The organism is Pseudoalteromonas phenolica, from assembly GCF_005886345.1.
GTDB classification, from domain to species: Bacteria; Pseudomonadota; Gammaproteobacteria; order Enterobacterales; family Alteromonadaceae; genus Pseudoalteromonas; species Pseudoalteromonas phenolica_A.
Map to the genome: position 1 here is coordinate 1 of NZ_PNEC01000057.1, position 15,436 is coordinate 15,436.

Annotated in this window: 17 protein-coding genes; 4 read left to right on the forward strand and 13 right to left on the reverse strand. The window is 37.3% G+C overall.

Annotated features, from left to right (window positions below; translation table 11 throughout):
- Positions 1 to 222: 222 nt before the first annotated feature.
- On the reverse strand, positions 223 to 1,122 hold the full coding sequence (locus tag CWB72_RS17690; protein WP_171037356.1) for a LysR family transcriptional regulator: 900 nt from the start codon (positions 1,120 to 1,122) through the stop codon (positions 223 to 225).
- 81 nt (positions 1,123 to 1,203) lie between these two features.
- On the opposite strand from CWB72_RS17690, the gene CWB72_RS17695 reads away from it, so the two are divergent.
- Entirely contained in the window at positions 1,204 to 1,764 is a 561-nt protein-coding gene (locus tag CWB72_RS17695; protein WP_212747906.1) for a hypothetical protein, read from the forward strand.
- Positions 1,765 to 2,430: 666 nt separating this feature from the next.
- Here CWB72_RS17695 and CWB72_RS17700 read toward each other — a convergent pair.
- A complete protein-coding gene (locus CWB72_RS17700) occupies positions 2,431 to 2,760 on the reverse strand; it encodes a hypothetical protein (protein ID WP_138634166.1) in 330 nt (109 codons plus the stop codon).
- 848 nt (positions 2,761 to 3,608) lie between these two features.
- A complete protein-coding gene (locus CWB72_RS17705; protein ID WP_138634171.1) occupies positions 3,609 to 4,562 on the reverse strand; it encodes a GlxA family transcriptional regulator in 954 nt (317 codons plus the stop codon).
- A gap of 103 nt (positions 4,563 to 4,665) precedes the next feature.
- Between CWB72_RS17705 and CWB72_RS17710 the strand changes: the two genes are divergently transcribed.
- Positions 4,666 to 5,226, forward strand: a complete 561-nt coding sequence (locus CWB72_RS17710) for a hypothetical protein (protein WP_138634174.1) — start codon at positions 4,666 to 4,668, stop codon at positions 5,224 to 5,226.
- 250 nt (positions 5,227 to 5,476) lie between these two features.
- On the opposite strand, the gene CWB72_RS17715 is transcribed toward CWB72_RS17710, so the two are convergent.
- The 7 genes from CWB72_RS17715 to CWB72_RS17745 are packed head-to-tail and all read right to left on the reverse strand — an operon-like array spanning position 5,477 to position 10,389.
- A complete protein-coding gene (locus tag CWB72_RS17715) occupies positions 5,477 to 6,421 on the reverse strand; it encodes an ion transporter (protein ID WP_138634177.1) in 945 nt (314 codons plus the stop codon).
- 45 nt (positions 6,422 to 6,466) lie between these two features.
- Positions 6,467 to 7,672: a low temperature requirement protein A gene (locus CWB72_RS17720; RefSeq protein WP_138634181.1), complete on the reverse strand. Its 1,206-nt coding sequence runs from the start codon at positions 7,670 to 7,672 to the stop codon at positions 6,467 to 6,469.
- Between the two features lies 1 nt (position 7,673).
- Entirely contained in the window at positions 7,674 to 8,228 is a 555-nt protein-coding gene (locus CWB72_RS17725; RefSeq protein ID WP_138634184.1) for a carboxymuconolactone decarboxylase family protein, read from the reverse strand.
- Positions 8,229 to 8,240: 12 nt separating this feature from the next.
- Entirely contained in the window at positions 8,241 to 8,882 is a 642-nt protein-coding gene (locus tag CWB72_RS17730; protein ID WP_138634187.1) for a DsbA family oxidoreductase, read from the reverse strand.
- Complete coding sequence (locus CWB72_RS17735; RefSeq protein ID WP_138634190.1) at positions 8,882 to 9,247, reverse strand: hypothetical protein; 366 nt, start codon at positions 9,245 to 9,247, stop codon at positions 8,882 to 8,884. Before CWB72_RS17735 ends, CWB72_RS17730 begins: the two co-directional genes overlap by 1 nt.
- An 8-nt stretch (positions 9,248 to 9,255) precedes the next feature.
- Positions 9,256 to 9,798, reverse strand: a complete 543-nt coding sequence (locus CWB72_RS17740) for a peroxiredoxin-like family protein (RefSeq protein WP_138566649.1) — start codon at positions 9,796 to 9,798, stop codon at positions 9,256 to 9,258.
- A gap of 9 nt (positions 9,799 to 9,807) precedes the next feature.
- Positions 9,808 to 10,389, reverse strand: a complete 582-nt coding sequence (locus tag CWB72_RS17745) for an NAD(P)H-dependent oxidoreductase (protein ID WP_138634193.1) — start codon at positions 10,387 to 10,389, stop codon at positions 9,808 to 9,810.
- A 119-nt stretch (positions 10,390 to 10,508) separates the two neighbouring features.
- Here CWB72_RS17745 and CWB72_RS17750 point away from each other — a divergent pair, with 119 nt between their 5' ends.
- Together CWB72_RS17750 and CWB72_RS17755 are read left to right on the forward strand one after the other, a co-directional pair.
- Complete coding sequence (locus tag CWB72_RS17750; protein WP_138634196.1) at positions 10,509 to 10,877, forward strand: winged helix-turn-helix transcriptional regulator; 369 nt, start codon at positions 10,509 to 10,511, stop codon at positions 10,875 to 10,877.
- A 455-nt stretch (positions 10,878 to 11,332) separates the two neighbouring features.
- A complete protein-coding gene (locus tag CWB72_RS17755; protein ID WP_138634199.1) occupies positions 11,333 to 12,688 on the forward strand; it encodes an NAD-dependent succinate-semialdehyde dehydrogenase in 1,356 nt (451 codons plus the stop codon).
- A 100-nt stretch (positions 12,689 to 12,788) separates the two neighbouring features.
- On the opposite strand, the gene CWB72_RS17760 is transcribed toward CWB72_RS17755, so the two are convergent.
- The 3 genes from CWB72_RS17760 to CWB72_RS17770 all read right to left on the reverse strand — a co-directional run bounded on the left by CWB72_RS17760 (position 12,789) and on the right by CWB72_RS17770 (position 15,398).
- Positions 12,789 to 13,220 (reverse strand): hypothetical protein, encoded by a 432-nt coding sequence (locus CWB72_RS17760; protein ID WP_138634202.1) that lies wholly within the window; start codon positions 13,218 to 13,220, stop codon positions 12,789 to 12,791.
- A 78-nt stretch (positions 13,221 to 13,298) separates the two neighbouring features.
- Complete coding sequence (locus CWB72_RS17765; RefSeq protein WP_138634205.1) at positions 13,299 to 14,069, reverse strand: oxidoreductase; 771 nt, start codon at positions 14,067 to 14,069, stop codon at positions 13,299 to 13,301.
- A gap of 3 nt (positions 14,070 to 14,072) precedes the next feature.
- Positions 14,073 to 15,398 (reverse strand): aldehyde dehydrogenase family protein, encoded by a 1,326-nt coding sequence (locus CWB72_RS17770; protein ID WP_138634208.1) that lies wholly within the window; start codon positions 15,396 to 15,398, stop codon positions 14,073 to 14,075.
- Positions 15,399 to 15,436: the final 38 nt, after the last annotated feature.

Below are 15,436 nucleotides of genomic sequence, written 5' to 3' on the forward strand. Positions count from 1 at the left end.
CCAAGTGAATATGAGCGTAAAGTAAACAAAGATAACAATTTGATGTGTGCAAAAGCGGGTTAATATCCGAATCAGTTTAGGTCAGAAATGAGTAAAGAGCGAGTGAGGTAACTCGCTTTTGGACAAAAACGTGTTAGAGATGAAGGACAGTTGTGTGACAGAGGCGGTCATTGATTGGATTCAAAAAATAAAATCAGACTGTGACCATATTGATAATATTTATCAATCAAGCTCTGCACAGCATGAAAGAACCCAATTTGTGAACAAATTAATGTAATAGCTTCCAGATAAATAGTGAATATAATAATCTCCCCAAGGCGGCCTGTTCGATAGAAAAGGGTTGTGGGTTAACTTATTTTCTTTTATCGCGTTTTCAGCCATGAACATATTACTTAGTGCAACTCCCTCTCCACTGAGCGCAGCTTTAGTTGCAAGTAGAGGGTCATTAAAGTGCTGAATATTTAATTTTGTTTTAGGTTTTAAGTTATGGTGTTTCATCCAGACTTCCCAGTCATTGCCATTTCTATAGCTGAAGAGTGGAGCTTCTAAAATTGATTGCGCGTTTTCTATATTGATTTTTTTGCTAGTTTTACTTGCTACAACAGGAAACCAATTTTCTTTTCTTATTCGAGTGCTATTGAAATCAGGAGGGGTTGACCAATTTCCAATACTTACATGAAATTCAGAGGGTTCATAATGCTCAGAGCTAGTCACAGTGGTGAGAATGACATCAACTTCTGGATTTTGTAACTTAAATTTGGGTAGCCTCGGAGCCAGCCAGTCTAACGCTACCGATGTTTGCGCAACCACCTTTATAGTAATATCGGATACCTCCACTACCTCATTTGTAGCAGTCCTCAATATATCAAAACTTTCTTTGACTCCTTTAGCCAGGATCTCACCATATGAGGAAAGAAAGACGCTGTTATTTGCTCTTATAAAGAGTTGCTTTCCTAGATGATTTTCAAGAGACCGAATTTGATGGCTAACGGCACTTTGACTTACGCAAAGTTCATCTGCAGCCCTACTAAAACTTAACTGTCTAGCGGCGACTTCGAAGACTTTTATAGATTTTAATGACGGGAGTTTATCCATAGGGTTATTAGATTTTTTCATGTCCATGTGATTTTTTATCATTTTATTTCATGGAGCAATCTATGTAAATTTTTGTTTTACCATAACCATTACTCCAAAAGGACTTTTATGATTACCAGAAAATTTGTATTCATCTTTGTTTTAATTTTATTTTACGCAGAAGATCTAAAAGCTGCGTCTAGTTATCCATTTGTAGCTGCTGATTTTAATATTCCAGGAAACTATGAGTTGGATGGTTATAAATTTAGAATGCTTACGATTAATGATGCGGTAAAAGATTATGACGCAGTGATGACTTCGACTAAATACCTTCAAAATCTGTGGGGTTCTAAGTGGCCTGAAGGCCATACTTTAGAACAAAATATAATCGACTTGGGATGGCATCAGTACGAGTTTCAAAATCGCCGTTCATTTGCGTATAGTATTGTTCCGAACGACGAAAGTCGCATTTTGGGTACGATATATATCAACCCAACTAGAAAAAAAGGTTATGATGCAGCCGTTCACTATTGGGTCAGGCAGAGTGAAGTTAAGACTGGCTTTGAAGAAAAAGTGTTAGTTGCTCTGAAAAAGTGGTTGAAGGAGGATTGGCCTTTTAGAAATGCTGCGTTCCCCAGCAGGGAGATAGATAGGGATACTTGGTTGGATATACCTGATGAAAAACGGTAACCGCGGTTGTTGATTGTTAATTAACCTCAGGTATTGCTAAGAACTAAAGACGAGTTGCTTTGATATTTGTCTTTTCGTTTTAACACCACAATCAATCAGTTGTTTGCTACTGTAAAGATTATCTAGGTTAATTAACAACTAACCCTTAAGTTTGAATTAAAAGCAACTAAATGCATAAGTGGCGATTTACACCACCCCCGAAACAATGCCTAACCAAAAGCAGTTACAACGAAAAATTGCGATGTAATGCAGCGCTTAAGGCATTTAAAACCTGATTTGTTACAAGAACATAACGTTAATACAAAGGTGATTAATAGCACTCACTGTGGTGTGTTAAAAAACTCTTTGATATTAATTGTAATTTGGTAGTCATAGACTTCGCCCGTTTTTAGCTACGAGTCAAAGAAACGAGGAAATACAGCACTTTACTAGGAGTGCAGTATTATTTAAATATTTCAATTGTTTAATGATTTTTTATTGAGAATAATTAGGGTTACTAATAATTATCAGCAATAACTTTATTTGAAATAATAAAACGAACGTTAATGATGGTCCGCTTTTCGCTCATTTGCGGCATTCGCCTAAACACGTTTTGGGGCATAAATGTGTTAGAGGCTAAGGGCCAGCTTTGTGCCAAACACGATCGTTCAACACCATAGTCTCTTATTAGTCATTAGCTTGATGAATAAGACTTTTTGGAATAGTTGCCGTCAAAGGATTTTTGGGATTAAACTTTGAGCCAGATAAGCTTATATCCCCTACCTTCATAGCCTTGCTAAGCTCTGAGTTTATTTTTCTCATAGATATGAATCGAACAACAATTAAAGTAAACACAAAAAACCAAATAACGCCCGATATTGACTGAAGCCCTAGGCTAAGAAATTGATTCTTTATCACCTCCAACGCTAGTGCACCGAACAACATGTATAAGTAATATGGCTTAAATACAAGAATTACATTGTCTTCTGTTTCCGTACGCTCGTAAAAAATTTTCATCGATTACTCCTCATTTAAAAAGTGCGCAAATCGCGCATATTTCTTTATGCATAGTATTAACAAAGTTGGTAACTCATTACCAGCATAATTAAAAATGCATATTGTTAGTTTTTTAGAAAGATAAAAGTACGCAATTTGCGCGTTTTCTTGAATATAGGGGAAAGTTGTAATTCAGAGGCTGAAAAGTATGGGGTTAATAAGTTTTGACTGCCGTTGTTCGCTCATTTGAGGCATTTGCCTAAACACGTTTTGGGGCAGAAATGAGTTACTGTTTAAGATCCTCTATTGGCATTTTTAGAACTCTATAGGAACTTTGAGTAATTTTTGATAAAACTTCATAAGTACTTAAGATGTATTATTAGATCTATTTTGTTTATTTAACTCGTAGAGGTGATATGTCGTTAACAGGCATAGCCTGAGCTCCTTACTCTGTTTCAACTAGAGAGGAGTTTTTTCTTTTAACGAATAAATTAAACCTACTTTTCATATACCCACTTGGGCTAATTAATCTCAAATTACTTCCTTGTTTTATATTTCTGAAACGCCTTACTTCCAGTGGTTTGAGAGCAAAATTCTCAACCTGCCGTAAAATCTCAATTTAAATGTCACTCACCATTTGGTGACTGCCACTTAACTTGAGAATCTCAGGCAGACTATCTTATCTCTTCTCAGTGACTTAAAAAATTGTCACTTTTTAATTTTGCCACTCAACTTGAGATTTTTTACTCACTTTGGCACTAAAACTGAGATTTATTTAAATAATTTTAACCAAGCTCTTTTAAAAGTGTTTTTAATTGGCGTTGTACTAAATTACGCAAATGAGCGAAAAGCAGACGTAGAGATAACTTTTAATTCCCGTGAGAACTATTGAACAATTTTCGCCATGACGTTGGAGTAGTATCAAATTTTTTATTGAAATGCTTACGAAATACTTGCTCAGAACTAAAGCCAATTTGCTCTGATATTTTGGAAATAGAAAAGTTAGTAGATTCTAATAATTCTAAGCTATTGTTAAGCCGAAGGTTAATCAACCAAGATGTAAAACTGATACCATTTGCTGATTTAAAATTTCGACTGAAACTACGAGTGCTCATCATGCAGTAGTTAGCAGCACTTTCTAAAGTATGATTGTATGTAATGTTTTGCATAACAAAACCTATCAACTTTGCAATCCGCTCATCTCTTGGTTTTTCTAAGGTTGGATTCTCTATATATTGTTTTTGTCCGCCACTACGTTCTGGAGATGAAACCATTACTCTAGCAATTTTATTGGATGTTTTAACTCCATAACAGTGCCTTACAATATAAAGGCAACAGTCTATTGCCGCAGCACTTCCAGCAGACGTGATTATGTTATTTTCAGATAAATATAAAGAATTAATATCGCAAGAGGTGAGAGGAAACCTTGTTTTAAAATCATCTCCGTATCTCCAATGAGTTGTCGCATTCTTACCTTTCAGTAGGCCACTATACGCTAAAGCATAAGCTCCCAAGCATAAACCAACGATTAACTTTTTATTTTTATGTGCGTCAACAAGCAGTTCTATCAAACTTGGGCTAGGAAGCTTTTCAGGTTGCCAGCTAGGAATAATGATTATATCGGCTTGGTGAATGATAGATGGGTCGTCTTCAATATCTATACCTAACCCATTTGCAGAGTTTATTTTTCCGTTTGTTTCTGAACACACACGAACATTAAACAACTTTTTTTCTTCCAGTACAGCGTCTCCAAAAATAGCTATTGGCACTGAAAGGTGAAATAAGCTAATTCCTTCAAAAGCAACAATGACTACTTCTTTCATGTAATTTTGGCTAGATAGTAATGTTTAATGCCATTATAGCCATATCGTATAGAATTCATACCAATATAATGAGTGCACTAATTAAATTATTGAAAGGTGAAGCATGAGTGTCGTTACTAGTTATAAGCTTGTTGATGAAATTTTAGAGGAGTTTCGTGATGTAATTAACAATGATTTTGACGGTTATAGAAATCACATAACCAGAATGCTTAATTATTGTCACTTCTTATTGCCAAATATTTCTCAAGAAGAAAGTAAGAAAATTCAGATAGCCGCAGTTTTCCATGATATTGCATTGTGGACTCATAACAGAGTGGATTATCTTGTCCCATCTTATCAAGATTGTCATCAGTGGCTAGAAAAGCAAGGTCTTGATGACTGGAAAGAAGAAATTCAAATTATTATAGATATGCACCATTTGATTACTGAATATAAAGGCCCTCACAAAATACTTGCAGAGGCTTTCAGAAAAGCCGATCTAACTGATTTTTCATTAGGCATCATTAAGAATGGCGTTGATAAAAACTTTATTAAAGAAGTGAAGCAAGCAATTCCAAATGCAGGTTTTCATAAGACGTTAATTCGATTTACTTTTATTCAATTGGGGAGAAACACGTTAAATCCGTTTCCAATGATGCGAATCAAAAATATATATAAAAAATAAGTATTGAATGTCCGCTTTTGGCACACAACTGTCATTCATCTCTAACTCATTTCTGTCCAGAGCCTTCACAGGTGCACTTCGTAACTCGTTTCTGCCCCAAAGTGAGTTAGAGTTAAGGTCTCTATCGAGCTGTGAGTTCAATTGGTGGATGCAATGCTATCCTTAATTATGGAGAACGTTGCAATGAAACAAAGAAAACGTATTTACTACACACCTAAACAAAAAGCTTTAATATGGGGTCGCTAAAAAGCTAGGTTTGACCGCAATGTTCGCATGTCACTGGTTTAGAATTGTGTCTGTTATAGTTTAAAATTACGTGCTCAAGTTCTTGAGATGAGATCCCCATTGATTGAGATAATTTCTCAATAGCAGCTTGTTCTTCTGAAGTAATTATACCGTCCTTAAGAGCGTTCGCTACTTCACGTTCTAGAAGTTGCTTTCGCGTTCTCAGCTCATCACCGAACTTGGCAGCAAGCATAGCAGCAGGAAGAGCGACGATACCAACACCTAACAACATGATAAAAATGGATATAAATTTGCCTAAAAAAGTCACTGGTATAACATCCCCATAACCAACGGTTGTCATTGTCACTACAGACCACCAAATAGCGCTTGGAATACTATCAAAAACATCGGGTTGAGCCTCATGTTCAAGGCCGTACATAACACTGGCTGACATTATTACTAAAACACTCATTATTATAATTGCAGCACCTATACTGGGTAACTCCTTTTTGAAAACGTCTATGAATAAATGAAGCCCTTTGAAATAGTGTGTTAGTTTCAATAGTCGGATCATTCTTAGCATACGCAGATATCTTAGATCTATTGCAAATATGAATGATAAATAAAAAGGGGCTATTGCTAACAGATCAATCAGTGACACCGGGCTTAATAAATACTTAATTCTTGATTTTATTGGTTTAGAACGCTCACTGTGCGGTGACTCAACAGAAACCCATATTCTCGCGAAATACTCCAGCGTAAACACAACAACAGAAAAAATGTTAAACAAGAGAAACTCTTGATGGTACATTTCTCCTATTGGTTTGTAAGATTCAAGAATGATGGCACCTACGTTTAAAATGATGAGCAACACGATAAAGCCGCTAAATAATCGGCTAGTACTTGAACCATCGAACCCATGTTCAAGGATATCATATACCTTTTTTCTAGTTGTAAGTGCCTTGTCCATCAATTATTCCCGCTAATCATTGAGTTAACCGTTAGTGCGCAATTCTTAGGCATTAGCCTGTTCTTCTTTGGAAAAGGTGATGTATGCTCTTGTTACCGGAATTGCTATTTGAGAGATTAACGCTGTACCCCATAAAAGGTTACCTACTAGAGCTGGCACGTAGGGTAGGACCAATAATGTTACTAAAGCTAAAACAACACCAAACATTCGTACTTTTGCGGTAGCAAATCGATGGGCAATGCGTTCTTCGATATTAAATTGAATCCAAAGTAGACAGAGTAAATATGAGGCAAGCCCGATACAACCTATGGCGCCATATTTGAGCGGGTATGGGTCCCAAAATCCTACTTTTACTTCACCAGCCAGCGCAACACCCACCATCACAGCAGAAAGCATTAGAAACAAATGCGCTAACCACCAGCTAACTAGCGTCCACTTTCTTTGATTTTTAGGTTTTCCATTGCCTACAAAATCGAAATAAATCCAGCATTGAACAAATACCGCTATACCTCCAAACATAAAGTTAAACAGTACCTCTGGAGTGACTTTATAAACGCCTTTTTCGGAAAGAGTGATCACGAGTTTAAAGAACCCTTCGCCAACAACAATGAGAAGTAGTAGAGCAAAACGCTCAGACATGTGTCCTAGTCTAGGTAAAAATCGTTTGTATTCTAAAACCCCAACTTTTGGAAGCATATACAGGAGTTGGATCGAAAGTATGGCAAGTGCAAATACCGCAAAATTATATGGTTTAGGTAGAAAAGCACTTATTGCGAATATAATAGCTAGAACAAAGAAGTTGCGGCTTACTGTTCGTGAAAGCACTGTTGCTTCAACACCAAGTCTATTTGTTCTGTGATACAAATAGGCGGTGATCAATCTATTGGCGGCATAAGCTAGGGCAAAATACATCCAGCCCTTATCTAAAACATGAGGAATTGAAGCAGCCATAACCATTGCGGTTACAATTTGGCAAGACATAATGAGTCTATGCTTTACGTCAGTGCTAACATACAGCGAGTTATATACGCTTGAGTCTGCCCAGGCGAACCACACAGCGATAAATAGTCCCGCAAACGCTATGAAACCATCCACACTCAAGTGATCACTTAAAAAGTTTCCAAGTAAGAAAATTATGACCACATGGATCAGATCATAAAATAACTCAACCCAATGCACATGGTCATGGGCATCATCATGATCTAAGTGGTGCTTTGGCAATCGCCACATCGGATGATTTTCTAGTGACATACTATTTCTCCGGCTTTTCCCATGCGTAAGGCTTCATAGCATCGTCCACTTTTGTATGCGTTAATGCGTTTGTGAAGTTTGAGATTAGTTTTGATGCCAGTCCGGTGAGCACTTCCAAAGCTTGGCGCTTAGTATATCCAGCATTCAAAAACTCATTTAACTTAGCGTCACCAATGTGACCTCGGTTGTCTAATAAGGCTTTTGTGAAATTATGAAGCGCTTGAAGTTTTGCGTCTGGTAGAACAGTGCCATTTCTCAAAGCTTCAATAACATCATCTGGCATTTTAGATGACTTCATCATCCATGTATGGCCCGGAACACAATAGTAGCAATTATTCTCAAAGTTTGACGTCATAAAAACAACTTGTTGCTCAACTGGGCTAAACGTTGTTTCTTTCATGAAGCTTGTAAAGGTTTGGTTATACGCTTTATATGTTGCTGGCGCTTCAGCTAAAATTTTGTGAAGGTTTGGGATCATGCCAAAACCTGCTAAAGATTGCTCCATTAGTGGTCTCGACTCTTCTGGAGCCGTATCCGGTTCATAATAAGTAAACATGATAAGTTGTCTCTATTTTAAATATTGATTAAGTACATTTTCAAAGGTTGCGACTTCTTGCGCACCTGATAGTGCTTTTTCACTGTTAAAAATAAATAATGGCACGCCATGTATTCCATTTCGATGCCAGTGCGCTTCGCTTAACTTCACTTCTTCAGTACATGAGTTATTAGCTAATACTGACTGTGCTTGCTCGGTATTCAAGCCAACTTTACCCACGATATGAATAAGTTCTGGCTCTGTAAAAGTACCTCTATTACTAAAGAAATGCTCAAAAAATGCCTCTGCTAATTGGTTTTGAAAATCACTTTCTTTGGCCCAGTGAAGCAGTTGATGACATTGATGTGTATTAAGCATTTTCATTTCATCAAAGTAGTTAAACTTGAAGCCGACTTTTCTTCCTTCTTCAGTCAACATGGCTCTGGCTCTAATGCTGCCCTCTAATGTAGTACCATACTTTTTCGACAAATGTTGTCTTAAGTTTTCACCTTCTTTTGGCATATTGGGATTAAGCTCGTAGGGGTGCCAAACAATATTAATGTCGAATTTAGTATAAAAATTGGCTAATGCCGCTTTTAAGCGACCATAGCCAATTACACACCAAGGACAAACCACATCAGAAACGATATCAATGTTAATTTGTGTCTTTGACATCATTTTCTCTTTTCAACGATAATTGCAGTGATAGTTGTGTCACCAACATTTTTAACTTGGTGCTCCCATTGGTCATGCCACATTACATAGCCATTCGGGATCTCCAAAGTCATGTCTTTCTCACTGGTTGTTATCGTCGCCTTACCACCTTTTTCAAAGTAAACAGTCTCAGCGTTGTGTTTATGCCAATTATCCTGTTCCCCTGGTTTTAGTGTCATCTTGAGCACGATGACTTCTTCATTCTCAAGCAGTAGTTTGTAATGTTTTGGTGATGCTATGTGTGCAGACTCGATTTTCGAGTCTTCAGCAAGCTCATTTCCAAATAATTGGGCTGAAAAGACACCAGCTAATACAACCTTTTTCATTTGAACTCCTATTTATGCATACCACGAATAGGATAGTTGTTTGCAGGATTTCTTATCCAATCTAAGCCACTAATCAATGACTGAAGTTCAGGTCTTACAAATGGATTGTTTGAAATGTCCACTACGTGAACTTTACCTTCATCATTGACGACGAATAGACCCGGCTCAGCAAAAGGATGATCCGTTTCTTCAGGCGATCTAGGATTGGATATATACAACCCAAGCTCTTCCATCTGTTCAACAGTGAGGCCATATGCGATAGGGAAAGTCACATTAAGTCTTTCCATATGACTTTCTAGTTGTTCTTTACTGTCACCTGAAACGGCGATCAAATCTACGCCTGTTTGAGCAAGAAGGTCTTTCGCATTTTCTAACTGGTTTAAGTAGCGGGTACAAAGCGGGCAATGTTGACCTCTGTAAACTACAACCATTTTCCAATCCAAACCATTTTCAGGAGTAGACAATTTTTTAATATTATCATTTAGTAGTTTGGCTTCGATTACAGGAAAATCAGCTCCTGCGTGCAATTTAGTCGTATATTCAACGCTCATGATTCTTCCTTAAAAGTGCTTGTTAATGTGTGCTTCAAAACGTTTTAAGTCATTTTCAACATCGGCATTTTTCATCACGTCAAAGCATGCAAATGTTTCCATTGGCTTCATACCAAAGAACTTGAAGTTCATATGCATAGGGAACAGAAGATCATCAACAGATTTGCCATCAAAGAACTCAGTTTCGTCATTAAATGACTCTTCTGGCGCATTGAAAGTCAATGACATCATGTATTTCGTATTCGTTAGTGTGCCACCCATACCATAGTTTTCTTTAGGTGAGTCATGGTGGCGACCGTCACCATTACATAAAGCACCGCCCATTCCTGCTGTGTACACTTCATCCATATATTTTTTAAAAGACCAAGTAACCCCCATCCAATTAATTGGTGATTGGAAAATAACGAAATCCGCCCACTGATGGTTCTCTAGTTCTTTTTCAACATCTATCGTTTCAGACATAGTGACGATACGTGTACTATGTCCTTTTCCTTCTAATAAGCTTGCAGCTTTATCTACTAGGGTACTGTTAAGCTTGCCTTCAGAAAAAGGGTAATACTGGTGACCATTGATAATTAAAATGTTGCTCATCTGTGTTTCTCCAAAATTAAAATTTATTTTGAACGGTTATTTGTGGTATATTTTAGTTACCATTTAACAGTAATCAATTAGTATACTTTTAGTAACCTAGGCTAAATAAGAGGGGTTTCGTGGAAAGTTCAGTAAAAACAGACAGTAAAGGAAGAAAAAAAGTTTATAACGCATGTATGGAGCCTTGTGCAATTGAAAAAGGTATGCGTTTAATCGGCGGTAAATGGAAGGGTTCAATTATCTACCATTTGAAAGATGAACCTGTCCGATTCAATGATTTATCTAGAATGTTAGGTGGGGCTACTAAAAAAATGGTCGATCAACGCTTAAAAGAATTGGAAGAAGAAGGGATGGTCATAAGAAAAGTAATAAGTGATAGACCGATAGCGGTAACATATGAGCTAACAGAATTTGGCCGTTCTGCACTAAAAATATTAGATGACCTTAAAGTTTGGTCAGAAACACACAATATCGAAATATCTAAATAAATTTCTACAAAATCGGCTCTATTTTAACCCATCGTCTTTCATTACAGTAATTCTGTACACAGAAGTTTTCTGAATAATTTTTGAAAACTTCTGGATGTTTTTTTGTTAATTACTTCATACCGCGCATAACTTATTTAAGCAAATATATGGCGTGTGAAAACGTTATCTTTTAAATATTAAAAACATTCTTAAAATTCTAAAAATAAATATACACACCTAACCATCTGTAATTGTTGCCATTTATTTCATTGATGCTGAAAAAGAAGCTAAGTATAAAAAAGTATACTAATTGAAAATAAACTAAAGGTATATAAATTAAACCTGCTTGTGAGGTAAGTATCATGTGATTATTTCTTTTTAGATATTCATTTAGTTTTTCATCTCACAATGAGTCTATTTAAAACAAAACTAGAAGAGAGTTTTGATTTTTATATTGTTTATATTTGGAGAACAGTATGGCGATAAATTCAATAAACCCTTTAAACGGTGAAGTATTGGCTTCATTTGAGGAAATGACTCCTAACCAAGTTGATATAGCTATCGCTAAGGCCAATTTGGCTTTTAAAACTTGGAAAAATAAAAGCTTCAGTGAACGAGCTGTTGTTTTGAGTCGTGCCGCAGCGTTATATAGAGAGCGCAAAGAAGAGTTAGCTATGTTAATGGCTGAAGAGATGGGTAAAAAACTTGAACACGGTAGAGCTGAAATAGATTTAGTTGCTGAGATTTTCGATTATTATGCTGATGAAGGTGAATCATTATTAGCACCCAAAAAGCTTTCGACAAAAGATGGGGAAGGTACAATGATCAACCAACCAGTTGGAATCATTTACGGCATTCAACCTTGGAACTTCCCATTTTACCAACCGGCCAGGTGTACAGCACCAAACCTTATAGCTGGTAATGTTGTTTTAACTAAGCATGCTTCAAATGTACCTCAGTGTGCTAAAGCCTTTGAGCAAATTATGATTGATGCAGGTACGCCTGAGGGGGTTTATACTAACTTGGTTGTATCTTCGCGCAATGCAGGCGCTATTATTGATGACGACAGAGTGCAAGGTGTATCATTTACTGGCAGTAACGCAGCGGGTGCAAAAGTTGCAGAACAAGCAGGTCGAAATGTTAAGAAGACAGTGATGGAGTTAGGTGGTGTTGATCCATTTATCGTTTTAGATGACGCTAACCTTGATAAAACTGCCGAATATCTAGCATTTACCAAAATGCTATGTAGCGGTCAGATTTGTATTTCGCCTAAACGTATCATTTTAGTTGAGTCTATTGCAGAAGAATTTTTGAATAAGGTTAAAGCACACCTTCAAGAGTTAATGCCGGGTGACCCCACAAAAGAAGGTTACCATTATGGTCCTCTTTCAACAGAAAAAGCAGCTATTGACGTGGAAGCTCAGATCAAAAAATCAGTTGAAGGTGGAGCAAAATTATTATTAGGTGGTAAACGAGAAGGGGCATTTATCCAACCTACAATTTTAACAGACATTCCAGCAGGTACTCCGGCATTTGATGAAGAAATCTTTGGCCCTGTAGCTAATGTTTTTGTTGTCAAAGATGAAGCTGAAGCTATTAAAGTGGCTAACGACAGTCAATTTGGCCTAGGTAGCTCTGTTTACACAGAAAACGAAGCTAGAGGCGTACGTGTAGCAGAACAAATGGAGGCAGGTACTGCGTTCGTTAATCACATGTCTTGGACCTATGCAACAATGCCTATGGGTGGCGTTAAAAAGTCAGGCTATGGTAGAGAGTTAGGCCACCTTGGTATAAAAGAGTTTGTTAATGAAAAGCTGATCAGAACATTCTAGCAATTAAACAGCTTGGATATTATAAAAAGGGGGGCAACCCCTTTTTATGGACAATACTGTAATCTTATAGTGTAAGAAATAAGTAGATATAAATTTGTGCTTATTCTCTGGTAAAATAAAGTAATTTGTTGACTAACTTATCTCCTAGAATAATTTCATATGTTTTTAACCAAGATTTAGCTGAATCAATGTCATTAAAAAACTTAAAGTTTATGTTTTTATTTTGATAAAGATCGTGAAATTGTTGCTTAAATGCGTTCGGGCAAGCTGATTTAGATAGGTAAAATGCGACGTGTTTAAGTCCTGTAGCAATGCGTTTAGTTGTCGCTTTTTTAAATGTTTCGCATACTTCAGGGATCATTAAGCTGTCACCTTCAAGGACAGCGAATACAGAATATGATGGGCATTTATTGCCTATCAATAGCTTGTTAAAGTCATTATTGTAGTGTTCAAACGTTTCATAATTCCAAGGCCCAAGTACCTTTACGTAAAACACATTATGCATATATTCAATGTAACCACTCGTGTTCATTCATAAGTTCTTAATCCAATATATATACTAGCTTCATTTTTAATCCTAATATATGAAGCTAGTTTCAACTAACTTTAACTAATTAGTGGGAAAAAGTAAGTCCGTCCTAATTATATATTTGATGCCCTCGTCAATTGGCGCTGAACTATGCAGGCAGTGCAGGGGATGCATACCGTGCGGAAAACATAGTACGCTTCCGGCAGGTGTTCTAACATTGACAAGTTCTGCATCTTGAGCGCTTTTTGCAGGCAGAGTTTTATCATATTTGTTTACCCAAAACTGAGTTTCCCCTCCCATAAATTCCTCTGAAAGCAAAATTAAAAACGTCATTTGACTCCATCGGTCAGGGTAAGCATTGTGTATATTTTTGCCTTCTCTAATTCGACTCCCAGGCCACGAACCATCGGTATGAGGCTTAAAGAAGTCTCCTTTGTCATATTTGTAGAATCTAAAACGCGCATTAATTCCAAGTGGAGTTTGCCCGTATATGACATCAATGCCTTGTGAGAAAAGGTGTTTACACCGTTCCCATATAATTGTATCTGTCGCTTCATCAACTACCCAGGTTAAACTATCGTTATGCCGAATGTGGCGAGGTAGTGATACTGCAGCGTCTTTATTAAAGCCTAATGTTTCTCCAATAGAGATAAAGGATTCACATTCCTTTTTGGAGAGTACATTGAGTATTTGAAATGCACCGGGTACTTCTTCTATAACTTTGATAGTGGGTTTAAGCGCAGATTCTTCATCTAATTTCGCTGGGTTTTGTATTTTGCTAGCCCATAATGGAATGTCATTACTTTCAGCACCCGATTCTTTTTCGACAATGTAGAATGTATTATCTTTCATCAATTACTCCACGACTGTAACTTGTGCAAATAGCCTGTGTCCTTCTTGGCTTCCGTGAAATCCATATCCGCTTTGTTTAGCACCAACCCAAGGACTATCTCCACTGCCGCCTGGTCCTTTATTTATACCAATCATTCCTGCTTCGAGTTGATTTGCTACTGCTCTGGCATTTGCTTGTCCAAAGACGACTGCCCCTAATCCGTAAATAGAGTTGTTAGCACGGGATATGGCTTCTTCAATACTTTCAAACTCAGAAATAGCGACAATAGGTCCAAATGTTTCATTTGATTCCATCTGCATATCAGACTTCATCCCAGTAATTACGGTCGGTTCGTAATATCGACCGTCTAAAATCCGCCCACCTAATAGCAAATTTGCACCTTTAGAAAGCGCATCTTTTACGTGCGAATCAATCTTACTGAGTTGTCTTTCATTGATTATTGGCCCCAAATGCGTGTTTTCGTCGTGCCAAGGGCCTATTTTGTATTGAGAAGCAATAGCTTTTACTTTAGCTATGAATTCATGAGCAACCTTTGATTGGACATAAACTCGCTCAGTAGATGTACACATTTGGCCTGAATTTTCAAAGCTACTGGCTACAGCAAACTGTGCCGCGGCATCTAGGTTGGCATCATCGAGCACTATCATCGGGTCATTTCCACCAAGTTCCATTACCAGCCTTGTTAGGTTGTTTGAAGCCGATGCCATTATCTTCTTACCCACTTCTAAAGACCCAGTAAAAGCAACTAAATTTATGTCTGGGCTATCTACGATGGTGCTACCAACTAAACCATCGCCATGTAGAATATTTAATACATTATCTGGTAATGCAGAGTTAAGTAATGCAACGAACTTATCAGCGATTAATGGCGTCTCTTCTGACGGTTTAAATACGACTGTGTTCCCTGCTACAAGGGCAGGAGTGATAAGATTTACAGCCATAGCTAAGGGATAGTTCCAAGGTGATATTACAGCACATACTCCAAGGGGTCTGAACTCAATGCTACTATTAGGTTGAGGAGAAAGTGCAATACCAGCCTCTTTTGCGTAATGTGCACCTGAAAAAATTGAACCGCGAACTTCACTTAGCCCTCGGTTGTGCTTTTTGCCCATCTCTTTACATAATAAAACGGCAAGTTCTTCTTGATGAGGTATAAGGGACTTAAAAGCCTTATCAATTATTTGTACCCTTTCTTGTAGCGGGATACTCTTCCATTGCTTTTGAGCTATTTTTGCTTTTTCTATTATTCTCTTGGTATTTTCGTTAGACGAGTATTCTAAGTCACCAAGAAGCTCCCCATTGCTAGGGTCATAAGATTTTAGTTTCATGTAATACTCCAATAATCACGCACCACTGCCTAGGTACA